The organism is Pseudomonas sp. H1_F01 (genome assembly GCF_054681425.1).
Map to the genome: position 1 here is coordinate 4,487,947 of NZ_CP162823.1, position 25,584 is coordinate 4,513,530.

The window sequence follows — 25,584 nt, forward strand, 5'->3', positions numbered from 1 at the left end:
ATCCTGTTTGCGGATTCAGCGGAAATCACGGCTATGCACCTGGATACCCGCCAACAACTCGGTCAGGTCGCTCAGGCGCCCGGCGATCAAGTGGCGGACCTCGCCGACGCTTTCCCAGCGCCCGTCGACCCTGAGCAATTGCGAGCCCACCAAGGTCTTGCGCTGGCGTTCGGCCAAGTCGCGCCAGACCACCACGTTGAGGTTGCCGAATTCATCTTCCAGGGTGACGAAGGTTACACCGCTGGCCGTGCCCGGGCGTTGGCGGCCGGTGACCAACCCGGCGACGCTGACATTGCGCCCATGCTCCACATCCTGCAACTCCCGTGAACTGCGGCAGCGCCGGGCGCGCAGTTCGGGACGCAGCAGGGCCAGTGGATGAGGGCCCAGTGTCGTGCCGAGCGTGGTGTAATCGGCAAACAGGTTTTCCCCCAGCGTGGGTTTTGGCAGGGCCACGGGTGGTTCCTCCTGACTGGGCAAACCGGCGAACAAGCCCAGTTGCTTCTGCACCCCGGCCACTTCCCAGCGGGCACGATGGCGATCACCGGCCAAACCCTGCAAGGCACCGGCGTCGGCCAGTTGCGCCTGGGCCCGGGCATCGAGCTGCGCGCGCTCGCCCAAGTCGGCCACGTCGCTGAAGGGCCGATGCCGGCGGGCCGCTTCGATACGGCGGGCATCCTCTTCGCGAAAGCCCTTGACCATGCGCAGCCCCATGCGAATCGCCGGTTGTCGGCCTTCCATGGGCTCGAGACTGCAATCCCAATCGCTGGCACGCACGTCCACCGGGCGGATCGACAGTTGATGCCGGCGGGCATCCTGGAGGATCTGGTCCGGGCTGTAGAACCCCATAGGCCAACTGTTGATCAGGGCACAAGCGAACGCGGCCGGTTCGTGGCATTTGAGCCAACTGCTGGCGTAGGTCAGCAAGGCAAAACTGGCGGCATGGGATTCGGGAAAGCCGTAATTGCCGAAGCCTTTGATCTGTTCGAAGATTTGCGCGGCGAATTCAGCGGTGTAGCCGTTTTTCTTCATCCCCTGCGCCAGGCGTTCCCGATGGGGCTCCAACCCACCGTGACGTTTCCAGGCAGCCATGGAGCGACGCAATTGGTCTGCTTCACCCGGGGTGTAATCGGCCGCAACGATGGCGATCTGCATGACCTGCTCCTGGAACAAGGGAACACCCAGGGTGCGGTTGAGCACTTGCTTCAACGCTTCAGAGGGATAAGTCACCGCCTCTTCTTTGTTTCTGCGCCGCAGGTACGGATGCACCATCCCACCCTGGATCGGCCCGGGCCGTACAATCGCCACTTCGATGACCAAATCGTAGAACGTCTTGGGCCTCAGCCGGGGCAACATCGACATCTGCGCCCGGGACTCGATCTGGAACACACCGATAGTATCGGCGCGGCTGATCATTTCGTAGGTCGCCGGATCATTCTGGGGCAGCGACGCCAGGGCGTAGCGCTGGCCCCGGTAGTGCTCGATCAAATCGAAACAGCGACGAATCGCACTGAGCATGCCCAGGGCCAGGATGTCCACCTTGAGCAGCCCGACCGCATCCAGGTCGTCCTTGTCCCACTGGATGATGGTGCGTTCGGCCATGGCGGCGTTTTCCACCGGCACCAGGGTGTCCAGGGGCTGCTCGGAAATCACGAAGCCGCCAGGGTGCTGGGACAAATGCCGAGGGAAACCGATCAATTGCCGGGTCAGGCTCAGGACCCGGCGCAACACCGGGCTGTCCGGGTCGAAGCCGCCTTCACGCAGGCGCTCCACTGGCGGCGCCTCGTCGCTCCAGCGGCCACAGCAATCGGCCAGGGCGCTGACCTGGTCCGGCGGCAGCCCCAGGGCCTTGGCCACATCGCGCACCGCGCCGGCGCCGTGGTAACTGCTGACCACCGCCGTCAATGCCGCACGATGACGACCGTAGCGCTGGAACACGTACTGCAGCACTTCCTCGCGACGATCGTGTTCAAAATCGACGTCAATGTCCGGCGGCTCGTTGCGCTCCCGGGACAGGAAGCGTTCAAACAACAGGCTGGTAAGGCTGGGGTCGATTTCGGTGATACCCAGGGCGTAGCACACTGCCGAGTTGGCCGCCGAACCACGCCCCTGGCAAAGGATATGGCGGCTGCGGGCGAAGCTGACGATGTCCTGTACGGTGAGGAAATAACTGTCATAGCCCAGCTCGGCGATCAGGCTCAGCTCCTTGTCGATCTGTGCCCGCACTTTGTCTGTCGCGCCATCCTTCCACCGCTCGCGCATGCCGCGCTCAGTCAGTTCCCGCAGCCAGGACGCCGGGTCATGCCCCTCGGGCACCAGCTCGCGGGGGTATTGGTAACGCAGTTGGCCAAGATCGAAGGTGCAACGCCGGGCGATGTTCAGGGTTTCGTCGAGCAAGGCCCGCGGGTAGAGATCGGCCAGATCCTTGCGGCTGCGCAGGTGGTGCTCGCCGTTGGGGTGCAGGCGCTGGCCAGCCTCGGCCACCGTGACGTGGTGGCGGATGGCGGTCATGGTGTCCTGCAGGGCACGACGGCCGCGCACGTGCATGTGCACATCACCACTGGCCACAACTGGAAGATCCAAGCGCTCGGCCAGCGCCAACGAGTCTGCCAACCGACGGCGGTCGTCCTGTCCACAATGCAACTGGACCGTCAGCCACAGGCGCCCGGCAAAGATCGACTGGAGCCAACGGCCATGTTCCTCGGCGTCTTTGCCCTCGGCTATCCACAACGCCAGCAGCCCCGACAAGGGCTGGTCGAAGTCCTCTCGCACAATGCGATAGTGACCCTTCTCGCTGCGACGTCGGGCGCGGGTGATCAGCCGGCACAAGGCTTGATAGCCCTCCAGGTTTTCCACCAGCAACACCAGCTTCGGGCCGTTCTCGACCTGGATTTCGCTGCCGACGATCAGTTGCAGTTCCAGTTCCTTGGCCGCCTGCCAGGCCCGGACGATTCCAGCCAGTGTGCATTCATCGGTGATCGCCAGGGCCTGGTAGCCCTCTTGCCTGGCCCGACGACACAGCTCCAGGGCACTGGAGGCGCCGCGTTGGAAGCTGAAGTTCGACAGGCAATGCAGCTCTGCATACTCGACGCTCATGCGAACCAGCCCTGCAGCCACAACGGCCCGCCCTCGCCCACCGTTCGATAGGCCCAGCCACGTTGTCCGCTGCGGGTTTCGATCAGGTAGTAGTCACGGCGTACGTCGGCGCCGTCCCACCAACCGGTCTCGATGCGTTCCGGGCCCATGAGGATTCGCGCCTGGCTGTCCTGCAGCAGCTGGGCTTCATTCAGCAGCCAGCCGGGACGCTGCACGCCAGCGCGCACCGGACAGGCCTGGGGCCGGGGTTGCGGTGTCATTTGCCAGGCGCATTCAGGTCGATGGTCATCGCGAAACCCCAGGCCCTGCACCGCGTCATCCCCCAGCCGCGCCCGCAGGCGTTCGCGCAGTTGCTCCCAGGGCAAGGACTGTTGCGGGCGCTCGTCGAACAGCTCCAGGCGCTGGGGCACGAAACTCGGCAGGTCCTCGGCACACAAGCGAAAACCCCGCACTGGGGCCGCGACCTGCACCTGTTCCAAGCGACCGCGGGCCAGTTCGAAGAGCATCGCAGGGTCCCGTTCGGCGCTGAGCAAGCCGACCTTGATCAGCGTGTCCGGCAAACCGGCGTGCTCCAGGTGCAGGTCGAAGCGCTGCACGCCGCTGTCGCGACCGCACAGGAAGGCCGACAAGTCACCGGTCAGCCGGCGCAACGGAAACAGCAGCGCCTGATGGGACTGAACGTCGTAGTTGAGTTCGATGCGCACATCGAAACGGTCTGGCGGCAGGTAGAACGACAGCGCCAGGGTGCGACTGCCCGTCAGCGCGTCGAGGTGCTTGAGCACCTGGGCCTCGAAGCGCCGAGCCAGGGTCTGCCGGGGCAAGGCCTGGACCTGGCTCAGACGGCGCAGGCCCATGCGCGACAGCGCCGTGGCGACCTCGGGTTCCAGGCCGATCCGCTCCACGGGCATGTCTCCCAGGCATTGTTGCAAGGTCTCGGCGTCGGGCACCACCAGGGCGTCATAGGCATTGGCCAACACCCGCGCCGCCACCGGATTGGGCGCGGCGACGATGCGATGACGAAAACCCAGCTCGGTCAGCTCGGTCCGCAAGCGCGCCTCGAACACCGGCCAGGGGCCAAACAGGCCCAGGCTCGACTCGATCTCGAACAGCAGCGTACGCGGGTAATGCACGCTGACCTGGGAGCTGAAACGGTAGGCCCAGGCCGCCAGGAACTGTTGCCAGTGTTCGATTTGCGCCGCGTCGTATTCGGCGGTGGCAAAGCCTTTGCTCAAGGCCTGGGCGGCGGTCATGGTCTGGCCGGGACGCAAGCCCAGGGCCCGTGCCGGCGCATTCACCGCTTGCAGCACCCGACGCTGTGCCGGACCGGTCAGCAATGCCAGGGGCTGGTCGGGATCGGGGCGCTGACGCAGCGCGGCGTCCAGCGCCAATTGCGGGAAGAGAATACAGACCCAGCGCATCGCAACCTCAATGCCCGGTTTGTGGGGCGAGCGTGGCAAAGGCAATCGGCGCCGAACGAGCCACCCCGCCGCGGCATTTGAGCACGCGCAACTGCGCCGGCCGGGTATCGATGGCGATGCGCAGCGCCGCCGGCGACGGGTTGATGGCCTCCTGGATCGAGCGCCAGGCGAATGCCAGGGTCTGGCCGGTTTCCGCCGCCACTTGCAAACGGCGCAAGGCCCGGTCGTCCGCCTGGCGGGGCCAGCACAGGACCGCGCCACAACTGCCCGAACGCAAGCACTGTTCGGTGGCCCACAAGGCATCGCGCTCATCGGCGCGGATCACCGACAACTGTTGCAGGTCGACGCCAGCGTTCTGCCAGGCCTGGGGATAGGGCACGAACGGTGGCGCCACCAGCACGATCCGCTCCCCCGCCGCCGACAGCCGCGCCAGGGTCGGCCACACCAGTTGCAACTCACCCACGCCCGGCGCGGCGATAAGCAGTTCCGTCAACGCCGCCTCCGGCCAGCCACCACTGGGCAACGCCGCATCCAGCGCCGCATGGCCGGTGGGTTGCGGGCTGGCGGCTGGCGGCGCAGGCCGACCCTTCCAGACCTGGCCGCCGTTGAACAGCGTGTCCAGCGCAACGACGGCGCCCATCAGCCTTGCCTCACCAAGCCACAGAACACCCCTTCTATCGCCAGGTCCTGATCGGCCTCGACGATGATCGGCTGGTAGGCCGGGTTGCGCGGCAACAAACGCACCCGCTCGCCAATGCGCTCGAAGCGCTTGATGGTGACTTCACCGTCCAGACGCGCCACGACAATCTGGCCGTTGGCGGCCTGCGGTGTGCGCTGCACGCCCACCAGGTCACCGTCGAGAATGCCGTCCTCGATCATCGAATCGCCCTGGACCCGCAGCAGGTAATCCGGCGCCTTGGTAAAAATCGCCGGGTCCAGCATCAGGCGGCTGTGGACCTCGGCATCGGCACCAATCGGCAGCCCGGCGGCCACTCGCCCCAGCACCGGCACGTCCAGCAACTCGGGTCGTGGTGGCTGGTTCAGCAAGCGAATGCCCCGGGCCTGGTGCGGATTGACCTCGATGAAACCGGCTTCGGTCAGCGCCAGCACATGCTTGCGCGCCACACTGCGGGAGGCAAAACCAAACGCCTCGCTGATTTCAGCGAGGCTGGGAGGCTGGCCCTGATCGGCGATGCGTTCGCGGATGAAAGTCAGGATGGCGGTACGGCGGGGAGTGAGAGTCGTCATGGAGTACATTTGTACTCTTTAAGGATTTTTCTGACAAGCGCCGCCAGTCAGTTCACAGCGGGAGCAATCTCTGGCCACAGGTATCAACACTTTTCCTCAAGTGAACAGCATTACCTTGTGGGAGCGAGCCTGCTCGCGAAGGCATCAGGCCATTCGACATCCATGGAGGCTGACCCACCGCCATCGCGAGCAAGCTTTGCTCCCACAGTTGGATCGAGGTACGGCTGCAGAACCAGGCCGACTGTCAGGTCGCTTCTCACACGGCTTGAGAAATACTGTTTGGACATATCCTTAGAGCCGGGCGTCGGCGCTCTCGTTGCGAAATGCGCTCGGGCTCATGCCTGTCCAGCGTCGGAACGCCCGGCGAAAACTGCGCACATCGCTATAGCCGACTTCTTCAGTGATGCGCTCGATGGACAGTCCAGGGTTGGCCAACAGGTTCAGGGTCCGGCCACGGCGCACTTGTTCGAGCAAGGCCTCGAAGGTCAGGTTGTGTTCGGTCAGGCGCCGACGCAGAGTGCGGCTGCTCATGTTGAGATCGCTGGCGATTTTCTCGATATGGCTGCCCCGGGTCAGGTCCCGGGCAATCGCCCGTTCCACGGTCTGGATCAGATCGATTTTCTGGTGTACCTCGGTGGCCTCCTGCTCCAGCAAGGCCAATGCCTGGCGCAGGGCCAACGGGTGGTGATTGGGCAAACGCATATCCAGCCAGCGCACGTCGATCAGCATGCGATTGTGTCGGCAACCGAAGTGCACATCCGGTCCCAAAATCCGCTGGTATTGCTGGGCATAGGACGGCGCGGCGTGCATGAACTCCACGGCCTGGGGCTTGAAGTCGGGCCCCGCCAGCGCCCGGCCATAGACCATCAGGCTGGCGAAGAACTCTTCCACGGCAAACACCTGGATCTCGGCGAAAGGCAGGCGGCAGATCGCCTCGACCATGATGCGGTCAGTGGCTTCTTCGACGCTGGCCACGGCGATGCCGCCGCTAGTGTGCTGGTAACGGACGCCCAGGGCAAAGGCATCGCGCAGGGTTTCGCACAGCGATAAGACGTGGCCCAACAGGCCGAGGGTGCCAAGCACGTTGCGGTCGCCCACCCACAACCCCAGCCCCTGGTCGGGTAACAGCTTGAGCGCCCGTTGAATCATGACCACGGCCTGGCGGTAGGAAATGCGCTGGGCGGGATCTTGCAGATCATCGAGGCCGAACCCCAGGCCGCGACACAGGCTGGCGGCATCGAAGCCTTTGTCCGCCACCACTTCGGCCAGGGTCTGCAGCAGGAATGGCGATACCAGCGCCAATTCATAGGTCGGGTCGATGACTTTCATCTGCATGGGGCGGGTTCCGGAGCACGTTAGGTGGCGTTTTTGTAACCGGTTGTTTCACAAAGTTAGCATGCCCCAGCGGATCAAGGGGCACAAAAATCTGGCCGCCCAAGTCCCCTGTATGGCCGCCAATACCCTGCCCTGTTGGCGGCGAACGGCTTATTTGTATGGCTCGGACTTTCGGTGCATCACCAACAATAATAATGAGCCCCCACATGAACCCGATCCGCACGACACTCGCCTTGCAATTGACCCTCGGCCTGGCCTGCGCCAGTGCCTTGCCGGCCCTGGCTACCGAAGCCGGGGTCGACAACATCGGCCCCGGTACAGATGGCTTCTTCATGCTGCCGCTGGAGGTCGACAGCCTTCCGGACAACATGGTTGCGTTCAACGTCTACTACAACCACTACAAGGCCCGGAAGCTCAACATCAGTTCGTTGGGCGGCGAAGTGCCGAATGTCGAAATCGAATCCACGGCGGTGATCCCGCGCATCGATTACTTGAGCCCGTTGCGGGTGGCCGGTGGGCGCCTGGGGATCTACATCGCCCAGCCGTGGCTCAAGCAGGAAGTCTCGGTGTTCGGCCTGCATGACACCCGCGAGGGCATGGGCGACACCACGATTTCGCCCATCGTGCTCTGGGACATGGGCAAGAACCTGACCCTGGCCGCGGCGGTGGAAATCACCGTGCCGACCGGCGAATACAGCACCGATCGACTGGCCAATACCAGCAACAATTTCTACACCTACAAGCCGCTGTTTTCCTTCACCTGGCTGCCCACGGAAAACACCGAGGTGTCGATGAAAACCACCTACAGCTTCAACCGCAAGAACAAGGACACCGACTACCGTTCGGGGCAGATTTTCCACTTCGATTATTCCGCCAGCTACCGCCTGACCGACAACGTGATGCTGGGGCTCAACGGCTACTACCTCAAACAGACCACCGACGACAAACAGTACGGCCGCACCGTGCAATTCGCCGGGCAGGACGTCGACGATGGTGTGCGCGGCCAGGTCTTCGCCATCGGCCCGGCGCTGCACCTGACCTTCCTCAAGTACGCCAGCGCCGAAATCCGCTGGGCCAAGGAATTTGCAGTGGAGAACCGCACCGAGGGCGAAATGCTCTGGGCAAAGATCAGTATTCCGTTTGCGTTTTGAATGGATGCAGCCATACCGCTTGTTTTGTCATAAGACCGAGTCGCCTGCTTCGCGAGCAGGCTCGCCCCCACAGGTTCTTCCTTCAGCTCAAACCCAGAATCGATGAAAGATGCCCATTGAGGAACTTGCCGCTGGGGTCCAGCGCCTGGCGCACCTCGGTGAATTCCGTCCAGCGCGGGTACAGCGCCTGGAGCGCCTTGGCGTTCAGGGAATACAATTTCCCCCAATGCGGACGACCCTGGTATTTCCAGAAGATCGGCTCGATGGCGGCAAAGAAATTGTGATGGTCCATCTGGTAATGCTGGTGCACCGAGATCGAGCAACTGTCCCGGCCTTCAAACATGCTCAAGGCAATGTCGTCGGCCTTCACGTAGCGGTATTCGATGGGAAACCAGGTGCGCAGGTCCTTGTCGCGGATCAGCGCCAGAATCTCCCGCAGGCACGCCGGGCCGTGTTCGGCCGGCACCGAGTACTCCATCTCGTTGAAGCGCACGGTGCGAGCGTTGGCATAGATGTCATGGGAGTCACCGACCCGGTCGTCGAAATCGGCCACCAGCCGCAGGCTGTTGAGCAGCGCTCGCCGGATCGCTGGAAAGTCGCTGCCGTACTTGTCGAGGTTTTCGATCAGGCTGACGAATTCGTTGCCACCCTCCTCCTCGGGGCTGATCGGCGGCGTGGCCGGATCGGTGGTTTCGTTCAGGGCGATCGACAACGCATAGTCGGAATGGGTGACGACCTGCATTTCCCAGTGCTGGTTGTCCCGGGTGTTGGTGTCCACGTCTTCGAGCAACTCCTCGGTTTTCGCCACCCATTGGTGCTCGCGCAAGCGATAGGCGGCGCGGTTCTGCAGGCGCACGCGGGTCACCAGCCCCAGCGCGCCAAGGGACACCCGAGCGGCCTTGAACACTTCAGGATGACGCTGGGCATCACAATCGAGGACCGCGCCGCTGGCCGTCACCAGTTGCAGGCCGACCACTTGGGACGCGTACGAGCCGAAGGCCTTGCCAGTGCCGTGGGTCGAGGTGGCGATGGCACCGGCCAGGGTCTGGTAATCCACGTCGGCCATGTTCGGCAGTGCCTGGCCGATGGCCTTGAGCGCCGGGCCCATGCGGGACATGGGCGTGCCGCCGCCGAACTCGGCTTGCAGGCTGGCTGCATCATGAGCCAACAGGCCGCTGAAAAAACTCAGCGACAACAAGGTGCCGTCAGTGGGCACCAGGGCACTGAAGGAATGCCCGGAACCCACCGGACGAATCCGCCCTTCGGCGCGTCTCACCACGCTCACCAGTTCATCGAGGTCCTTGGGGGCCAGGCGCGCCGCCGGCAGGCAACTCTGCGCACCGGACCAGTTGCGCCATGGAATCAGCCGCGGCGCGCGCATCAGCTCGGCCAGGGCGCCCTGGCTGCCCAGGGCCGTAAAGGCTGCGACAACACCGGCCTGTTGCAGCAACCGGCGCCGTGAGGAGTCCATCGTCATGCCGTAGTACCCGTAGTTATTATTGGAAGTGTTGGCCGGACATGAAGGCGATCAGGGCCAGGAACTGCTCTTCGGAACAGTGCATGCACAGGCCCATCGGCGGCATGCCGTTGTAGCCGTTGATCGCGTGGTCCAGCAGGGTGTCGGCGCCCTGGGCCACCCGTGGCGCCCAGGCGTTCGTATCGCCGGTCAACGGCGCCCCGGCAGCGGGGTTGGCGTGGCAGAGCTTGCAGCTGCTGTCGTAGACCTGGGCCAGCGCCGCATCGCTGGGCATGGCCGTGAACACCGTGGGCGCGGGCGGCTTGGCCTCTTCGCCGCACCCTGTGAGCAGGGTGCCGAGCAGCACGATGAAGGCTGAGTGGAACACGGTTGAAGGCGTGGTAGCCGGCATAGAGGCCCTCTCGGCGGCGCTTTTGTTGTGGGTCAACACTAAGGCACGCCACTGCATCGGCTTGAGGTCATTGGGGGCCATAAAAGGGGGCTTGGGCGGCCAGGACATATGCACCCTGGCGAGGGAGCTTGCTCAGGGCAACAGCAGCCCCTGCTCACGCTCGCACAACTGCACCACGTAATCCCACAGCACCCGCAATCGCACGGATTTGTGCAGTTCGCGACGAGTGCTGATCCAGTAACTGCGGCGGATGGTTTCGTCCGGCAGCAACGGCACCAGCGTCGGGTCGCCGCTGGCCATGTAGCAAGGCAGCACGGCGATCCCCAGGCCCGAGCGCGCGGCCTGTTGCTGAGCGATGACGCTGGTGCTGTGGAACACCACCCGAGGGTTGCGGCAGAAGCTGTTGAGGAACATCAGTTCCTGGCTGAACAGCAGGTCATCGACATACCCGATCCAGGCGTGGCGGGCCAGGTCCTCGCGGCTGCGCAGTGCTGGCGAGCGGTCCAGGTAGGCCTGGCTGGCGTACAGCGCCAGGCTGTAGTCGGTGAGTTTGCGGGTGACCAGCAGGTCGGCCGCCGGGCGTTCGAGGTGAATGCTGATTTCCGCCTCACGGTTGAGGATGCTGACAAAGCGCGGCACCGCCACCAGTTCCACTTCCAGCCCCGGATAACGCTGGAACAGCCCGTCCATGCGACTGGCGAGGAACATGATGCCCAGCCCTTCGGTCACCCCCAGGCGGATCTTGCCCAGGGGCGCACTGGATTGGGTGATGTCCTCCTGGGCCAGCAACGCCACGTTTTCCATGGCTTCGGCGTGCTTGAGCAGCGTCTCGCCGGCCGGGGTCAGTTCATAGCCCTGGGCATGCTGGACAAACAGCGCGGAGCCCAGGCTTTTTTCGATGGCCTCGATGTGCCGGGCCACGGTGGCGTGGGTGGTGTTCAGCCGCCGTGCAGCCGTCAGCAGACGTCCGCTGCGTTGCAGCTCCAGGAAATAACGCAGGTCATTCCAGTCGAACATGAAGCGATCCTTGAACGCGCCTGAAGGCATGACTGTTTATAAACGCACAGCCGCTGCGCAAAAACTAACATTCTTTTGACGAAAACTAACAACTAGGATGGATCCCACAAAAACAAGAATGAGGTCGCGAATGCAACCTGTCGTCGATGAATACGATTACGTGATCGTGGGCGCCGGCCCTGCCGGATGCCTGCTGGCCAATCGGCTGTCGGCCAATCCGCAACACCGGGTGCTGCTGCTCGAAGCCGGTGGGCGCGACAACTATCCGTGGATTCACATCCCGGTCGGCTACCTGTTCTGCATCGGCAACCCACGCACCGACTGGTGCTTCAAGACCGAAGCACAACCAGGCCTGCAAGGGCGCGCCCTGAGCTACCCTCGCGGCAAGGTCCTGGGTGGCTGCTCCTCCATCAACGGCATGATCTACATGCGCGGCCAGGCGACGGACTACGACAGCTGGGCCGCCGAGGGCAATTCCGGCTGGGCCTGGAACGATGTGCTGCCGCTGTTCCGCCAGAGTGAAAACCACTTTGCCGGCGCGTCCGAATTCCACGGCGCCGCTGGGGAATGGCGGGTCGAACGCCAGCGCTTGTCATGGCCGATTCTCGATGCCTTCCGCAGCGCCGCCGAACAGAGCGGCATCCCCAACGTCGACGACTTCAACAGCGGCGACAACGAAGGCTGCGGCTACTTCCAGGTCAACCAGAAAGCCGGGGTACGCTGGAACGCGGCCAAGGCGTTTCTCAAGCCGATTCGCCACCGCGCCAACCTCACGGTATTGACCGACGTCGAGGTCGACCGCGTGTTGCTGCGTGACGACCGCGCCCACGCCGTCAGCGCGCGCTGGCAAGGCAAGGGCATGACCTTCAAGGCCCGCAAGGAAATTGTCCTGTGCGCCGGGGCCGTTGGCTCGCCGGGCATCCTGCAACGTTCCGGGATCGGCCCGCGCAGCCTGCTGCAACGCCTGGGCATCGGTGTGACCCATGAACTGCCCGGTGTCGGCGGCAACTTGCAGGACCACCTGCAACTGCGGCTGATCTACCAGTTGGAAAACGCCCGCACCCTGAACCAGATCGCCGGCACCCTGTGGGGCAAGATGGGCATGGGCCTGCGCTACCTGTACGACCGCAGCGGCCCACTGTCCATGGCCCCCAGCCAGCTCGGTGCATTCGCCCGCTCGGGCCCGGAACAGGCCTCGGCCAACCTCGAATACCACGTACAACCGTTGTCCCTGGAACGCTTCGGCGAACCGCTGCACAGCTTCCCGGCGTTCACCGCATCGGTCTGCGACCTGCGCCCGCAAAGCCGTGGCCGGGTGGACATTCGTTCGCCCGACCCGCACGAAGCACCGCTGATCCAACCCAATTACCTGAGCCATCCCGAAGACTTGCGGGTCGCCGCCGACGCCATCCGCCTGACCCGACGCATCGTCGCGGCCCCGGCCCTGAGCGCGTTCAAACCGGTGGAATACCTGCCGGGCCCCAGCCTGCAAACCGAAGAGGAGCTGCACCAGGCCGCCGCCCGGATTGGCACGACGATTTTCCACCCGGTCGGCACGTGCCGCATGGGCCAGGATCGCGACGCGGTGGTGGATGCGCAACTGCGTGTCCACGGCATCAAGGGCCTGCGCATCGCCGACGCCTCGATCATGCCGCGCATCACCTCGGGCAACACCTGCTCGCCGACCTTGATGATTGCCGAGAAGGCGGCGCAGATGATGCTTGAGGCAGACACAAGAATCACCACGCCCCAGAAGGAGCCGGCCACGGTCTGAAAAACAGCAGAGCCCCCCTGTGGGAGCGAGCTTGCTCGCGATAGCGGTCTGTCTGCCACGCATAGGTTGAATGTGCCGCCGCTATCGCGAGCAAGCTCGCTCCCACAAGGGGATGGGTCGATTCAAGGAAAGTGTGTCAAATCAGGAGACGCCACCCCGGCGTCGCAGTGGAACAACAAAAACAATCACTGTGAGGGATACCGCTATGTCCGAGCATGTTCAGTCCCTGGAAGCCACGCGCAGCGTCGGCACCAGCCAGGAAACCCAGAAAGTCATCTTCGCCTCGTCCTTGGGGACGGTGTTCGAGTGGTACGACTTTTTCCTCTATGGCGCCCTGGCGGCGGTGATCAGCAAGCAGTTCTTTGCCGGGGTCAACGACACCACCGCGTTCATTTTCGCCCTGATGGCGTTCGCCGCCGGCTTCATCGTGCGGCCATTCGGGGCACTGGTGTTCGGCCGGCTGGGGGACATGATCGGGCGCAAATACACCTTCCTGGCGACCATCATCCTCATGGGCCTGGCGACGTTCTGCGTCGGCCTGCTGCCCAACTACGCCAGCATCGGCATCGCCGCGCCGATCATCCTGGTGGTGTTGCGCATGCTCCAGGGCCTGGCCCTGGGCGGTGAGTACGGTGGCGCGGCGACCTACGTTGCCGAGCACGCGCCAATGGGCAAGCGCGGTTTTCATACCAGCTGGATTCAGTCCACCGCTACCCTCGGGCTGTTGCTGTCGCTGCTGGTGGTGTTGGGCTGTCGCTACTTCACCGGCGATCAGTTCGAAGTCTGGGGCTGGCGCATTCCGTTCCTGCTGTCGATCCTGCTGCTGGGCATCTCCACCTGGATTCGCCTGAGCCTGCATGAGTCGCCGGCCTTCCTGAAAATGAAAGAAGAAGGCAAGTGCTGCAAGGCGCCGATCCGCGAATCCTTCGGCAAATGGGAGAATCTCAAGGTGGTGCTGATCGCCCTGTTCAGCATCAACGCCGGGCAAGCGGTGACCTTCTATGCCGCGCAGTTCTACGTGCTGTTTTTCCTCACCCAGTTCCTGAAGATGGACCCGGCCCTGGCCAACAGCTTGCTGATTGTCAGCGTGGTGATCGGCGCACCGTTCTTCATCTTTTTCGGCTGGCTGTCGGACAAGGTCGGGCGCAAACCGGTGCTGATGATCGGCCTGCTGCTGGCCACCGCGCTGTACTTCCCGATCTTCAAGACCCTGGCCCACTACGCCAACCCGGCCATCGACCAGGCGAGCCGCCAGGCACCGATCACCGTGATCGCCGACCCGGCAACCTGTACCTTCCAGTTCGACCCGGTGGGCAAGGCGCGTTTCGACAGCCCTTGCGACAAGGTCAAGACCTTCCTGGTCAAGCAAGGCCTGCCCTACAGCAGCGTCGCGGCCCCGGCCGGCAGCACGGTGCAGGTCAGCGTCGGTGACGTGAAACTCGAAGGTTACGACGAAGCCGCCCTGCGCGGCGCCGTGACCCTGGCAGGCTACCCGCAACAGGCCGATACCCAGCAGATCAACCGGCCGATGATCGTGGCCTTGATCGTGGCGCTGATCATCATCTCCGCGATGTGCTACGGACCGCTGGCAGCGTTGATGGTCGAACTGTTCCCGACCCGCATTCGCTACACCTCCATGTCCCTGCCCTATCACATCGGCAACGGTTGGTTCGGCGGCTTCCTGCCCACCGTCTCGTTCGCCCTGGTGGTCTACACCGGGGATATTTTCTATGGGCTGTGGTACCCGGTGGTGATCACCGGGGTGAGCCTGGTGGTGGGCATGATCTGCCTGCGGGAAACCCGGAACGTGGACCTGGATAAAAACTGAGGACGAAACCGTGGCGAGGGCACTGGCGCCCTCGCCAGCGGATCAGAAGCGCGCCTTCACGGTCATGGTGAAGTTGCGCGGCTCACCGTAATAGTTACCGAAACCCTCGGTACCGATGGTGGTGTAGTAGCGCTTGTCGAACAGGTTGTTGCCATTGAGGGCCAACGACCAGGTGTCATCGATGCGGTAGCCGACGCGGCCATTCCACACGGCATAACCGGCCTGGGTGATCTTCTCGCCCGTCGCTGGCGATACCCGGAAGTTGTCGCTTTGGGCATTGACCCCGGCACCGACACTGAACCGTTCGAACGCTCCGCCGAGGGCATAATCGCCCCACAGGCGCAGCACATGACGCGGCACATAACTGTTGAACGAACCACCGTTGAGGCTGGTGTCTATGTCGCTGAGGGTCTTGGTCTGGGTGTAGGTGTAGCCGGCAAGCAGTTGCAGGCGCTCGATGACTTCACCGCTGATCTCGGCTTCGAAGCCCTGGGCGCGAACCTTGCCGGCGTTCTCATAGCAGTAACCGTCCGAGGACGCACAACTTGAGTTGTAGTCGGTCTGGGCCTGGTCTTTCTGCAGCGTGCGGAACAGGTTGAAAGCACTGTTCAAGCGTCCCTCGAACCACTCGCCCTTGATCCCCAACTCATAACTCTCGCCCACCAGGGGCTTGAGCGCCGCGCCGCTTTCGGAGCGATAGTTGCCCTGGGGCGTGAAGATATCCGAATAACTGGCATAGGCCGTCAGGTGCTCATTGAGGTCCAGCAGCACGGCGGCAAACGGCGTGACCTGGCCGGTCTCCGTGCTCTTGGCGTGCTCCGAACCACCCGTGAGGAACACCGAGTCGGTCTTGGAGCGGTACCAGCTCACCCGACTGCCGACGACAAAGGTCAGCGGGTCCGCCAGTTTCAGGCGAAGGGTCGAATACATGCCTTGCTGCTGGGTAACGGTCTTGACCGGGCCACCGCGCGTCGAGTTTTCGATGAAGTAACTGTCGTCCGGTTCGGGAATATGTCGATCCGGATCGAACACGTTCTGCTTCTGTGGCAGCAGTGCCACCGAGAAGAAGTCATCCTTGTCCGAACGACTGGCGTTGAAACCAACGATCAATTCATGTTGCTGCCCCAGGGCGTCGAACTTGCCGTCCAGGTAGGCGTCGAGGCCGTAATCGACCTGGTCGTAGTCGTACATGCTGCCCAGCAGGTTGGTGGTCGAGGTGCCTGGCGCCACCGAACCCGATGCAAAGGCGTATTTGATGTCCTGGGTATTTTTCGTATAGACACCGGCTACTTTCACCGCCCAGTCGTCATTGAGCTGATGCTTGAGATCGCTGAACACCGTGGTCCGTTGGCTGCGCCAAGTGTTCCACGACGGATCCAGGCAAGTGGAACGGCTGAGTTTCAGATCGCTGCCGTCGCGGTAGCGAGGAAGCCCGCCCCAGCAAGGGCTTGCATCAACGTCTTCATAGGCAACGCCCACGCCGAGCGTCGTGTCGGGCGACAGATCGAAATCCAGGGCACCGTAATAAATCTGGTCCTTGCGCCGGGCATCGTCGTAGAAATAATGCCGGCTCTGCTCGGCGATCACCGCCCTGCCCCGCACGGTGCCGGAATCATTCAACGGGCCACCGGTATCGACCTGCCCGCGGTAGTTGTCCCAAGTGCCGCCCGAGAGGCTGAGTTCGGTCTGGGCCGTGGCCTGGCCACGCTTGCGGACAAAATTGACGCCACCGGAAGTACCGCCCGCGCCTTTCATCATCCCTGCGGCACCGCGCAGGACTTCGACCCGGTCGTAATAAGCCATGTCGCTGCTGAAACTGTCGGCCTGGACATAGCTGTTGCCCATGTCCAGCGGAACGCCGTCGTATTGATACTGACCGGACATCCGGAACCCACGGGAATAGAAATACTTGCCGCCCATGGTCGAGTCGTAGACGGTGATGCCGGGGGTCTTTTCCATCACTTGATCGATGGTGTTGAGGTTCTGGTCATCGAGCATCTTGCGGGTGATCACCGTCACCGACTGCGGCGTTTCGCGCAGGGATTGCTCGCCCTTGCCGATGGTCACCGCGCCCGTCGTGTAGGAACCACTGTTCTCGGTGGTCGCCCCGAGCATCTGTGCCTCGATGCTGGTTGCTCCCAGTTCCATGACCGAACCGTTGGCAGGTAACCGGCGCAGCACGTACGTGCCGTTGGCCTGGGGCTCAGCTTGCAGGCCGCTCCCGCCAAGAATGCGAGCGAAGCCGTCAGCCACGCCGAAAGAACCTCTCAGGCCGGGCGATTGCAGATCCTCCAGTTGCCGGGCATCAAACGAAAGGGCGACACCGGCGGCGCTGGAGAAACGGGTCAGCACATCCACCAGGCTGCCGGCGCCGATATCGTAGGCCTGCACCGAACGCTGCTGCACCGAGGCGCCTGGAACCGGGTTGGCATTCACGGCCGTGGCGCCGGCGGTGGTGACAGCCAGCAAGCCGATTTTCACTGCAAACACCAGACGGCCTGGCGCGCTTACCCAAGGCATATTTCCCCTCCCCAAAACGGTCGATAAAAACTCACTGAGGAAGAGCCGAACGATGAGGCTGAAAAGTGCAGGGGCGGATATTTTTATTACACAGCGTCACCGCCGCTCGCCACCTGCGACCTGGACCCAGAATCGGCTGTAGCGCGTCACCCGCAACGAAAAGCCGCTCTCCAACGCCGCCAGGGCGAGGTCAGTGTTATCGACAGGAAACACACCGGAGACCTTCAAGTCGCCAATCGCCGGGGCCCAGCGCAGCACACCGGGGCGATAGCGCGACAGTTCATCCAGCAGCGCCGCCAGGGGACGGTCAATGGCGATGATGCTGCCCTTCTGCCAGGCACCGACCGACACATCGTTGCCCCGCAACGTGCCCAGCGACCGCTCATTGAAATCCAGGCGCTGGCCGGCTTCGACCCGCCTCCTTGACCCCATCGCCGGCAGACTCACCTCGACCGCTTTCTCCAGCACCGCCACTTCGCCGCCTCGCACCTGACCACGGACGATAAACCGCGTGCCCAGCGCAAGCACCTCGACCGGCCCCGTCACCACTTTGAACGGACGCTGCAAGGGATCGACCGCCGTCGTCACAAGCACCTCACCCTGCAACAACTCCACGAGCCGCTGCCTCCCATCGAAACGAACATTGATCGAGGTATCGGTGTTGAGCAGGACCGTGCTGCCATCAGCCAGTTGGAACTCGCGACGCTCGCCCACGGCGGTGCGGTAATCGCAAAACAGGTTTTGGCTTGCCTGACTGCGCCAGCCCAGCCAGCCCAGGCCGCCAGCGGACGTCAGCAGCAAAACGCTACGCAATACCTGGCGGCGGGATCGATGGTGGGCGTCGCTCAAGGTCGGTGCGGCCAGGGCGCCCGGTACGCTTGCCATCTGCTCGGCCACTGCCGCCATGCGTTGCCAGGCTTGGCCGTGCAGCGGATCGGCAGCCAGCCAGGCGCGCCAGTCGGCCCGGTCCGCGTCGGTGGTGATACCGGAATGCAGCCGGGCGTACCACTGCGCCGCCACGCGAATGGCGTGCAACTCTTCAGGGGGCAGGTTCATGAAAGCTGCAGTTGAATCTGCATCAGGCAGCAATGCTCCATGGCCTTGGCCATGTGATTGTTGACCGTGCGTACGCTGACACCCAGGCGTTCGGCAATTTGCGGGTAAGTCAGGCCATCGAACTGCGACAGGATGAACGCCTGCCTTACCCGCGGCCCCAGCCCCAGGAGCAAGCGGTCGATCTCCATCAGGGCCTGGAGCATGATTGCCTGCTCTTCCAGCGAGGGGTGCTGCTCTTGCGGCATGGCCGCCAATACTTCGAGGTAGGATTGCTCCAGCGAGCGACGGCGAAACAGGTCGATCAACAGCCCTTTGGCGATCATCGACAGGTACGGTCGTGGCTCACGGATATCCAGCGCAGTGCGCGCCTTGATGACCCGCACAAACGTATCCTGGGCAAGGTCCGCGGCATCGAAGGTGTTGCCCAAACGCTTGCGCAGCCAGCCCTGGAGCCAACCATGATGATCACTGTACAGAACGTCGACAGCACTGCGTAGGGACAGATCGTTGGCGGACATGGCAATGGAATAATTCGCGACTGATAATGACTCGCATTGTCATGGAGCCTATCGCCGCTTGCAACCCAAACATGCCCGGCCACCACCCACTCGCTGGAATGACTCAGTTCATGGAGTGACTTTTTACCGTGCTTTCCACCAGGTCCAGCATCTGTCCCAGCGCCCAGGGCTTGGCGATGAACGAAGCATGATGCTTGATTCCCGCGCTTTCCGGGGTCTCGAAACCGGACATGATCAGCAGCGGTATCTGCGGCCAGCGGTCGCCGGTCAGGTTGGCCAGGTCCGCGCCGTCGATCTTTCCGGGCATGGTGATATCCGTGAGCAACAGGTCGACGTAATGGGCGCTCTCTTCGAGAAACGTCAACGCCGCGTCGGCGCTTTCCCGAGGCTCCACGACAAACCCTTCCTCCTCGAGAATTTCACAGAGGAACTCCAGGATGGTCGGATCATCTTCCACAACGAGAATCAAACGTGTAGTCGCCTGGCCGTTGCCATTTGGCATCGAATTCATGAAAGTGACTCTCCTTGACCTCATAAAACCTTCTTTGCGGCAGCAACCGCCTTGAAGTTATGAGCAATCCCCCTGCGAGAAATTCATTCTGTGTGCCAACAGGCCGCCGAATGTCATGCCAGAGCCGTCCTGGCAACGCAGCGCAACGCTTTTTATCTGTATATCCATACAGATAAAACTTGCCCTGGCGCGCATCCATGACCATGCTACAGCCCCATGAAAATCTGCTCGGGAAAAGGGCGCTATGCAGCTGTACCTGTGTGAAAAACCGTCCCAGGCCAAGGACATCGCCGCCGTGCTCGGTGCCACGCGCCGTGGCGACGGTTGCTGGCTGGGCCCTGGCATCACGGTCACCTGGTGCATCGGCCATCTGCTGGAAACCGCCCCACCCGACGCCTACGACGCGCGCTACAAGCGCTGGGTACTGGCCGACCTGCCCATCGTGCCGGCGCAATGGAAAATGACCGTCAAGCCGAAAACCGCCAGCCAGTACAAGGCGGTCAAGCGCCTGCTGGGGGAAGCGAAGGAATTGGTGATCGCCACCGACGCCGACCGCGAAGGCGAAATGATCGCCCGGGAGCTGGTGGAACATTGCCGTTATCGCGGGCCGATCCGGCGGCTATGGCTGTCGGCCCTGGACGAAGCATCGATCCGCAAGGCCCTGGCCGCCCTCAAGCCGGGGGCCGAAACCTTCAACCTGTATCACTCGGCGCTGGGCCGTTCCCGGGCCGACTGGCTGATCGGCATGAACATGAGTCGCCTGTTCACCCTGCTGGGGCGCCAGTCCGGCTACCAGGGCGTGTTGCCGGTGGGCCGCGTACAGACACCCACGCTGCGCCTGGTGGTGGACCGCGACCGCAGCATCGCCGACTTCGTACCGATCGCCTATTGGGCCATCGACGTGCAGCTCAGCCACGAAGGCACGGCGTTCACCGCCCAGTGGCGCGCCGACCCGGACGCCTGCGACGACCAGGAGCGCTGCCTGAACCAGGCCCTGGCCCGAGACGCGGCCATGGCCATGAGCAACGCCGCCAGCGCCCGGACGCTGAAAGTGCGCACCGAGCGTCTGCGCGAAGCGGCACCCTTGCCCTTCGACCTGGGCACGCTGCAGGAAGTCTGCTCGAAGAAACTCGGCCTCGGCGCCCAGGAAACCCTGGACATCGCCCAGTCGCTCTACGAGACCTACAAGCTCATCACCTACCCTCGCAGCGATTGCGGTTTCCTGCCCTTGAGCCAGCACAGTGAAGCACCAGCCATCCTGGCCGCCCTCGCCCAGGCCGACCCAAGCCTTGCACCGCTGCGCGAGCACCTGCAGCCGCAACGCAAGTCCCGGGCCTGGAACGACGCCAAGGTCAGCGCCCACCACGGCATCATTCCCACCGCCGCCGCCAAGAACCTCGACAAACTCGCCGGCAAGCAGCGCGCGGTCTATACGCTGATTCGCGCGCGCTACCTGGCGCAGTTCCTGCCCAACCACGAATACGACCGGACCCAGGCCGACTTCGACTGTGCCGGCCAGGCGCTGCGGGCCGTAGGCAAGCAGATCGTCGAACCCGGCTGGAAACGCGCCCTGCCCGAAGCGCTGGCCCCGGCCAGGGGCCGTGAAGCACCGGCGCCGCAGACCTTGCCGGCGCTGGCCGAAGGCCGCGACTGCGCCGTGGACGAGGTGAAACCCAAGGACCTGTGGACCCAACCGCCCAAGCCGTTCACCGAAGGCGACCTGATCAAGGCGATGAAGAACGTCGCCAAACTGGTAGAAGATCCGCTGCTCAAGCAAAAGCTCAAGGACACCACCGGCATTGGCACCGAAGCGACCCGGGCCTCGATCATCCAGGGGCTGCTCGACCGCGGTTACCTGGTGAAAAACGGCAAGGCGCTGTCCGCCACCCCGGCGGCCTTCAGCCTGATCGACGCCGTGCCCCGGGCCATCGCCGACCCGGGCACCACGGCCATCTGGGAGCAGGCGCTGGACATGGTGCAAAGCGGCGAAATGAGCCTGGAGGAATTCGTGACCCGACAAGCCGCCTGGATGAGCAAGCACGTCGCCCGCTGCCAGGGCATGAGCCTGACCATCAGCGGCCCGGCCAGCCCCGCCGGGCGCGGCGCAACGCCGTGGAAAAACAAACGCAAGCCGGCCAAGCGCAAGGCTGGCGGCGCACCGCGCAAGGCGAGCAAGGCCAAGGCGACCTGAGCAGCGGCTCACCGAAGACATGGAACCTGTGGCAGAAGATCTGTGGGAGCAAGGCTTGCCCGCGAAGCAGGCGACTCGGTTCCAGATCGACCGTGTGATCTTCATCGCGGGCAAGCCTTGCTCCCACAGATAAGTCCGCGCCTTCGCCAATTTTTCATACCCAAACCGTTTTGTCCGACAATATGTAGTGACCAAAAATAATCACTACAAAACCGTTGACGCCTCCGATTTGCCCTTGCATGATGCAGACGTCTCCCCGATCGGGAGTACAGGCAACTGTTTGAGCAAGCTCGTCTGACCGCCGAGCTGTTTTTTGGATAAGGGACTGCCCACAAGGCAGATTGAAGGTGCTGACCTGGCCTGACCGTCCGGTAACAAGGACGAGAAACGCCGGCGATCAATCCTCATGACGCGCGTGGTTCGACCCTCGAAAGTTGACACTGCCTGAAGATTCTTCGCTGTTTCTCTTCGTTGTAGCGCATTTGCGTAGCAGCCCTTCGATAACACTACACAACCGATGCACGACCCTGTCGAAGTTCGACGGAAGAATGCTGACGGCCTGGTTTCGGTAGCAGGCAGGTACTTACCGAGTAGCGAAGTTTTTGCGAACCACCAGACAGATCAACCAAATGGTCAAGGGGCTTACACATGAATCTGAATAATCAACCATCTATTGATGAACTGGCTCGCATATTCGCAGCACACAAGGACACTCTCGACAGCCATATCCTGTGGATCAGCAAGACTGGCCAGGTGCATATGGACTGCCTGTCGCCCTACACCCGCGAAGACGAGTTCGAAAAGAACACGCAAGAGCTGGGTGCCCGGCTGAAGATGTACCGTCGTGGCCAGGGCTACGTTGGCAAGAAGGCCGCGGCCGACAAAGACTTCATCGGTCGCGTGTTGCAAACGCTGACCCAGGCCTGGCAGTCGATGCAGAACACTTCTGAGGTCCGGGTCATCGACCGCCTCTGCTGATAACCACTCCACAAAAAGGCCCGCTCCTGATCCAGGAGCGGGCCTTTTTTTGTGAGGCAGGTTCTAGAACACCGACCAGCCGATCCGCTGGCTCATCAACTCCAGCGCCGCCATGCCGGCCAGGGAGTTGCCGGCGACGTTGAGCTCAGGCGACCAGACGCACACCGTGAACCGCCCCGGCACTACGGCGACAATCCCGCCACCGACCCCGCTCTTGCCCGGCAGGCCGACGCGATAAGCGAAATTGCCGGCCTCATCGTACAAGCCGCTGGTGGCCATGATGGAATTGACCTGCTGGGTTTGCCGGGCGCTGAGGATCTGTTCGCCGCTGTGCTTGCAGAACCCGTCGTTGGCCAGGAAGCAGAATGCCCGTGCCAGGTCGACACAGCTCATCCGCAGGGCGCAGTGGCTGAAGTAACTGCGCAGTACCGCTTCCACATCGTTATGGAAATTGCCGAACGATTGCATCAGGTACGCCATCGCCGCGTTGCGGGCGCGGTGCTGGTATTCCGATTCGGCGACCTTGCCGTCCACCATCACCTGTGGGTTACCCGACAGACGGCGTACGAAATCGCGCATCGACAGCGCCGGGGCGGCGAAACGCGACTGGTTTATATCGCAGATCACCAACGCGCCGGCATTGATGAACGGGTTGCGTGGTCGACCGCGTTCGAATTCCAGTTGCACCAGGGAATTGAACGGTTGGCCGGACGGCTCATGGCCCAGGCGCTCCCAGATCGCTTCGCCGGAATGCCCGATGGCCTGCACCAGGCTGAACACCTTGGAAATACTCTGCACCGAAAACGCTGTTTCGGCGTCGCCGGCGCAATACAACTCGCCGTCGTTGCCATACACGGCAATGCCCAACTGGTTGGGCGCCACAGTGCCCAGGGCCGGAATGTAGTCGGCCACCTTGCCCTGACCAATCAGGGGGCGAACCGCATCGAGGATCTCGTTCAACAGTGCTTGCATATGCGCGGGGTCCAGTCATTCCCCGTTCGAGTGCGGGGATACAGACGCTAGACGCTGGTGGGCGAGGTCAGAGCACACTGATTATCAAGCTTCAGGCACACAACCCTCCGGCAAGGGGATCTGTGGAAGCAGACTTTGTGGGAGCAAGCGCTTTCACAGGCGCTTGTCACAAAATCGAGCGGTCTATAGTTCAAAGGATCAATCGACAGGAGCAGACGATGCGCCAGATCATGCAAAAAGAACCCTGGTGGGCCTCGCCGCCCAAGCCCGGGCAGGATGAAAGCGAGCTGGAATGGGGCTGGCTGGTGATCTACAGCGAAGGCGAGCCGCGCTTCGAGTTCATCAAGGAACGCCCATCGGACGAGCAGATCCGCCAGCGCAAGGGTTGCCGCGTCACCCTCGGGTCAGAATGAGCCAGCCCGTCACGGCTTGATGTCCGGCAATGCCACCGCGCGATTGGCCAGCTCCGCCTCCACCAGGTTGCCTTCTATTTCCTCGTCCAGGTAGTACACCGGCGCCATCACCCCGCTGAGGGGATGCTTGAGCGACCTGAACCACGCCTCATCGAACGCAGCGCTCAGGCTTTTGCGGATTTCTGCCTCCATTTCCGGCCGCTCGCCCTCGTGGATGATCGCGCGAATACCCGCCACGCCCACCGAGATCAACGCCCCGGCCGCCTTCCCGGCCACCGCCGCCGCCGCGCCGGTCGCCCCTCGGGTGGCAAATTGCGCCTCGATTTTTTCGCTGGTGCGTTGCGCCACCGTTGCGATCACCGCCTCTGAGGGCCCGGCACCTGTGGTAGCGGCCTTGTTGACGTGGTCGATCAGGGCCGCATAAGCCGGCAGCGTGTTTAGCGGTTCGGTATGCACCACCTCGTACAACGACGCGTTACGCGCCGCCGGCGGCCCCAGGTTGATGGCAGGAATACCGTGCAGGCGCCGGTTCATCAGTTCGTTCGGGATTCGATGCCGCAGGGCGATGACCTGGACCTGCTGATTGAGCTGGCGTATGTAGTAGTCCGTCGCGGCAGCCCTGATCGCCTCGGGATCAATTTCCACCGCCACCGGTTCCAGTACCTGCTCGCGATATTGTTCTTGCAGGTAAACCGCCAGGCGCCTGGCCGAGGAATCCTCCTCAGCCTTGGCACTGGCGGCATACCAGCTGACCTTCACCGCCAGCCATTCCTGGGTCCAATAGCTGCTGAACCAGGGGATGAACTCAGCCTCGGTGCGCTCATAGACCAACAAACGCCAATGCTCCATCGACCCGCGGGCGTAGAGCCCCGCCTTTTCGATAGCGCTTTTCGATGCTGCGATGATCTGCTGGTCCACCTGTCGCCAAGTGGCCTGGTCAATCGTCACCGTGGCAGCCTGTTGACCGCGCTGCGGCGTGGCGCACCCCGCCAGAACGAGCAAAACGGCCAGCACCAGCGAACGCAGCACGATCGCGCCACCCCGGATTCAGGTCACCCATGGGGTTGAGTATAGGTCGCGAGAACAGTAAAACCTGTGGAGGCAAAAACCTATGGGAGCAAACCTGTGGGGGCAAAGCTTGCTCGCGATAGCGGTGTATCAGCCGACATCAATACTGCTGATACACCTATCGCGAGCAAGCTTTGCTCCCACAGGTTTCATCTCGCAGTTTGCGAGTATCCTTTGTCGATCCCTAGACCTTGCAGGGCTTTGATGACCAAGCTCCTCGAACGTCTTCGCCAATGGGCCAGGACCCTGAAACGCCAGACCATGACGCTGTGGTTCTGCTATCGCCATCCGCAGACGCCCTGGCTGCCCAAATGGATCGCCGTTATCGTGGTGGCGTATGCCCTGAGCCCCATTGACCTGATCCCGGATTTCATCCCGGTATTGGGTTATCTGGATGATGTGATCTTGCTGCCCCTGGGGATTTGGTTGGCGCTTCGCCTGACGCCGCTCGCAGTGCTGGCAGAATGTGCAGCCAAGGCCCGACAATGGCAGGAAAACGATGGCCAGCGCCCGGTGAACAAGCTAGCGGCGGCGTTGATTGTGCTGGCCTGGATAGCGACACTGGCAGGTACCTGGTTCATGTTCTACGGCGGTCCCGTCAATACCGGCTGAAACCATGCATTCG

21 protein-coding genes are annotated in these 25,584 nt (G+C 62.8%); 7 read left to right on the forward strand and 14 right to left on the reverse strand.

The window, feature by feature from the left end; translation table 11 throughout:
• Positions 1-15: 15 nt before the first annotated feature.
• The 5 genes from AB4O09_RS20190 to AB4O09_RS20210 form a co-directional block, all read right to left on the reverse strand.
• Positions 16-3,114 carry an error-prone DNA polymerase gene (locus tag AB4O09_RS20190; protein WP_460107393.1) on the reverse strand — a complete coding sequence of 1,033 codons (3,099 nt, stop codon included), beginning with the start codon at positions 3,112-3,114 and terminating at the stop codon, positions 16-18.
• Positions 3,090-4,511, reverse strand: coding sequence for a Y-family DNA polymerase (locus AB4O09_RS20195; protein ID WP_003200166.1), 1,422 nt, complete (start codon positions 4,509-4,511; stop codon positions 3,090-3,092). Before AB4O09_RS20195 ends, AB4O09_RS20190 begins: the two co-directional genes overlap by 25 nt.
• 7 nt (positions 4,512-4,518) lie before the next feature.
• A complete protein-coding gene (imuA, locus tag AB4O09_RS20200; RefSeq protein WP_003200164.1) occupies positions 4,519-5,151 on the reverse strand; it encodes a translesion DNA synthesis-associated protein ImuA in 633 nt (210 codons plus the stop codon).
• Complete coding sequence (lexA, locus tag AB4O09_RS20205) at positions 5,151-5,768, reverse strand: transcriptional repressor LexA (RefSeq protein WP_013692700.1); 618 nt, start codon at positions 5,766-5,768, stop codon at positions 5,151-5,153. The genes imuA and lexA overlap by 1 nt, the downstream gene beginning before the upstream one ends.
• A gap of 282 nt (positions 5,769-6,050) precedes the next feature.
• The gene (locus AB4O09_RS20210; RefSeq protein ID WP_003200160.1) at positions 6,051-7,094 is read right to left on the reverse strand and encodes an AraC family transcriptional regulator; all 1,044 of its coding nucleotides are present in this window, start codon (positions 7,092-7,094) and stop codon (positions 6,051-6,053) included.
• 206 nt (positions 7,095-7,300) lie between these two features.
• Between AB4O09_RS20210 and AB4O09_RS20215 the strand changes: the two genes are divergently transcribed.
• A complete protein-coding gene (locus AB4O09_RS20215) occupies positions 7,301-8,245 on the forward strand; it encodes a SphA family protein (RefSeq protein ID WP_223473132.1) in 945 nt (314 codons plus the stop codon).
• Between the two features lie 82 nt (positions 8,246-8,327).
• On the opposite strand, the gene AB4O09_RS20220 is transcribed toward AB4O09_RS20215, so the two are convergent.
• The 3 genes from AB4O09_RS20220 to AB4O09_RS20230 form a co-directional block, all read right to left on the reverse strand.
• Complete coding sequence (locus AB4O09_RS20220) at positions 8,328-9,626, reverse strand: D-arabinono-1,4-lactone oxidase (RefSeq protein ID WP_162470863.1); 1,299 nt, start codon at positions 9,624-9,626, stop codon at positions 8,328-8,330.
• Between the two features lie 115 nt (positions 9,627-9,741).
• Positions 9,742-10,113 (reverse strand): c-type cytochrome, encoded by a 372-nt coding sequence (locus AB4O09_RS20225; RefSeq protein WP_003200154.1) that lies wholly within the window; start codon positions 10,111-10,113, stop codon positions 9,742-9,744.
• 132 nt (positions 10,114-10,245) lie between these two features.
• On the reverse strand, positions 10,246-11,130 hold the full coding sequence (locus tag AB4O09_RS20230) for a LysR family transcriptional regulator (protein WP_003200152.1): 885 nt from the start codon (positions 11,128-11,130) through the stop codon (positions 10,246-10,248).
• 130 nt (positions 11,131-11,260) lie between these two features.
• Between AB4O09_RS20230 and AB4O09_RS20235 the strand changes: the two genes are divergently transcribed.
• Together AB4O09_RS20235 and AB4O09_RS20240 are read left to right on the forward strand one after the other, a co-directional pair.
• The gene (locus AB4O09_RS20235; RefSeq protein ID WP_028237271.1) at positions 11,261-12,904 is read left to right on the forward strand and encodes a GMC family oxidoreductase; all 1,644 of its coding nucleotides are present in this window, start codon (positions 11,261-11,263) and stop codon (positions 12,902-12,904) included.
• A gap of 205 nt (positions 12,905-13,109) precedes the next feature.
• Positions 13,110-14,732, forward strand: a complete 1,623-nt coding sequence (locus AB4O09_RS20240) for an MFS transporter (protein WP_003200149.1) — start codon at positions 13,110-13,112, stop codon at positions 14,730-14,732.
• Between the two features lie 42 nt (positions 14,733-14,774).
• Here AB4O09_RS20240 and AB4O09_RS20245 read toward each other — a convergent pair whose 3' ends face one another.
• The 4 genes from AB4O09_RS20245 to AB4O09_RS20260 form a co-directional block, all read right to left on the reverse strand.
• Entirely contained in the window at positions 14,775-17,252 is a 2,478-nt protein-coding gene (locus tag AB4O09_RS20245) for a TonB-dependent siderophore receptor (protein WP_003200146.1), read from the reverse strand.
• A gap of 96 nt (positions 17,253-17,348) precedes the next feature.
• A complete protein-coding gene (locus AB4O09_RS20250; RefSeq protein ID WP_027912565.1) occupies positions 17,349-18,308 on the reverse strand; it encodes a FecR domain-containing protein in 960 nt (319 codons plus the stop codon).
• Positions 18,305-18,826 (reverse strand): sigma-70 family RNA polymerase sigma factor, encoded by a 522-nt coding sequence (locus tag AB4O09_RS20255; RefSeq protein WP_003200143.1) that lies wholly within the window; start codon positions 18,824-18,826, stop codon positions 18,305-18,307. The genes AB4O09_RS20250 and AB4O09_RS20255 overlap by 4 nt, the downstream gene beginning before the upstream one ends.
• A 103-nt stretch (positions 18,827-18,929) precedes the next feature.
• Entirely contained in the window at positions 18,930-19,337 is a 408-nt protein-coding gene (locus AB4O09_RS20260) for a response regulator (RefSeq protein ID WP_003200142.1), read from the reverse strand.
• A gap of 244 nt (positions 19,338-19,581) precedes the next feature.
• Between AB4O09_RS20260 and AB4O09_RS20265 the strand changes: the two genes are divergently transcribed.
• Positions 19,582-21,528, forward strand: coding sequence for a DNA topoisomerase III (locus AB4O09_RS20265; protein WP_027912566.1), 1,947 nt, complete (start codon positions 19,582-19,584; stop codon positions 21,526-21,528).
• A gap of 648 nt (positions 21,529-22,176) precedes the next feature.
• Complete coding sequence (locus tag AB4O09_RS20270) at positions 22,177-22,506, forward strand: hypothetical protein (RefSeq protein ID WP_003200138.1); 330 nt, start codon at positions 22,177-22,179, stop codon at positions 22,504-22,506.
• Between the two features lie 63 nt (positions 22,507-22,569).
• Here AB4O09_RS20270 and glsB read toward each other — a convergent pair whose 3' ends face one another.
• On the reverse strand, positions 22,570-23,478 hold the full coding sequence (gene glsB, locus AB4O09_RS20275) for a glutaminase B (protein WP_003200136.1): 909 nt from the start codon (positions 23,476-23,478) through the stop codon (positions 22,570-22,572).
• A gap of 218 nt (positions 23,479-23,696) precedes the next feature.
• On the opposite strand from glsB, the gene AB4O09_RS20280 reads away from it, so the two are divergent.
• Complete coding sequence (locus AB4O09_RS20280) at positions 23,697-23,891, forward strand: hypothetical protein (protein ID WP_003200134.1); 195 nt, start codon at positions 23,697-23,699, stop codon at positions 23,889-23,891.
• Positions 23,892-23,900: 9 nt separating this feature from the next.
• Here AB4O09_RS20280 and AB4O09_RS20285 read toward each other — a convergent pair whose 3' ends face one another.
• Positions 23,901-24,920 (reverse strand): hypothetical protein, encoded by a 1,020-nt coding sequence (locus tag AB4O09_RS20285; RefSeq protein WP_003200131.1) that lies wholly within the window; start codon positions 24,918-24,920, stop codon positions 23,901-23,903.
• A 243-nt stretch (positions 24,921-25,163) separates the two neighbouring features.
• Between AB4O09_RS20285 and AB4O09_RS20290 the strand changes: the two genes are divergently transcribed.
• A complete protein-coding gene (locus AB4O09_RS20290; protein ID WP_003200130.1) occupies positions 25,164-25,571 on the forward strand; it encodes a YkvA family protein in 408 nt (135 codons plus the stop codon).
• Positions 25,572-25,584 lie beyond the last annotated feature (13 nt).

Coding starts and splice junctions, on each gene's coding strand:
- AB4O09_RS20220 (WP_162470863.1), bottom strand. CDS start 9,626: ATGCGCGCGCCGCGGCTGATTCCATGGCGCAACTGGTCCGGTGCGCAG.
- AB4O09_RS20280 (WP_003200134.1), top strand. CDS start 23,697: ATGCGCCAGATCATGCAAAAAGAACCCTGGTGGGCCTCGCCGCCCAAG.
- AB4O09_RS20265 (WP_027912566.1), top strand. CDS start 19,582: ATGCAGCTGTACCTGTGTGAAAAACCGTCCCAGGCCAAGGACATCGCC.
- AB4O09_RS20290 (WP_003200130.1), top strand. CDS start 25,164: ATGACCAAGCTCCTCGAACGTCTTCGCCAATGGGCCAGGACCCTGAAA.
- AB4O09_RS20250 (WP_027912565.1), bottom strand. CDS start 18,308: ATGAACCTGCCCCCTGAAGAGTTGCACGCCATTCGCGTGGCGGCGCAG.
- AB4O09_RS20240 (WP_003200149.1), top strand. CDS start 13,110: ATGTCCGAGCATGTTCAGTCCCTGGAAGCCACGCGCAGCGTCGGCACC.
- AB4O09_RS20215 (WP_223473132.1), top strand. CDS start 7,301: ATGAACCCGATCCGCACGACACTCGCCTTGCAATTGACCCTCGGCCTG.
- AB4O09_RS20210 (WP_003200160.1), bottom strand. CDS start 7,094: ATGCAGATGAAAGTCATCGACCCGACCTATGAATTGGCGCTGGTATCG.
- AB4O09_RS20245 (WP_003200146.1), bottom strand. CDS start 17,252: ATGCCTTGGGTAAGCGCGCCAGGCCGTCTGGTGTTTGCAGTGAAAATC.
- lexA (WP_013692700.1), bottom strand. CDS start 5,768: ATGTACTCCATGACGACTCTCACTCCCCGCCGTACCGCCATCCTGACT.
- AB4O09_RS20225 (WP_003200154.1), bottom strand. CDS start 10,113: ATGCCGGCTACCACGCCTTCAACCGTGTTCCACTCAGCCTTCATCGTG.
- AB4O09_RS20270 (WP_003200138.1), top strand. CDS start 22,177: ATGAATCTGAATAATCAACCATCTATTGATGAACTGGCTCGCATATTC.
- AB4O09_RS20230 (WP_003200152.1), bottom strand. CDS start 11,130: ATGTTCGACTGGAATGACCTGCGTTATTTCCTGGAGCTGCAACGCAGC.
- imuA (WP_003200164.1), bottom strand. CDS start 5,151: ATGGGCGCCGTCGTTGCGCTGGACACGCTGTTCAACGGCGGCCAGGTC.
- AB4O09_RS20235 (WP_028237271.1), top strand. CDS start 11,261: ATGCAACCTGTCGTCGATGAATACGATTACGTGATCGTGGGCGCCGGC.
- glsB (WP_003200136.1), bottom strand. CDS start 23,478: ATGCAAGCACTGTTGAACGAGATCCTCGATGCGGTTCGCCCCCTGATT.
- AB4O09_RS20260 (WP_003200142.1), bottom strand. CDS start 19,337: ATGAATTCGATGCCAAATGGCAACGGCCAGGCGACTACACGTTTGATT.
- AB4O09_RS20195 (WP_003200166.1), bottom strand. CDS start 4,511: ATGCGCTGGGTCTGTATTCTCTTCCCGCAATTGGCGCTGGACGCCGCG.
- AB4O09_RS20255 (WP_003200143.1), bottom strand. CDS start 18,826: ATGTCCGCCAACGATCTGTCCCTACGCAGTGCTGTCGACGTTCTGTAC.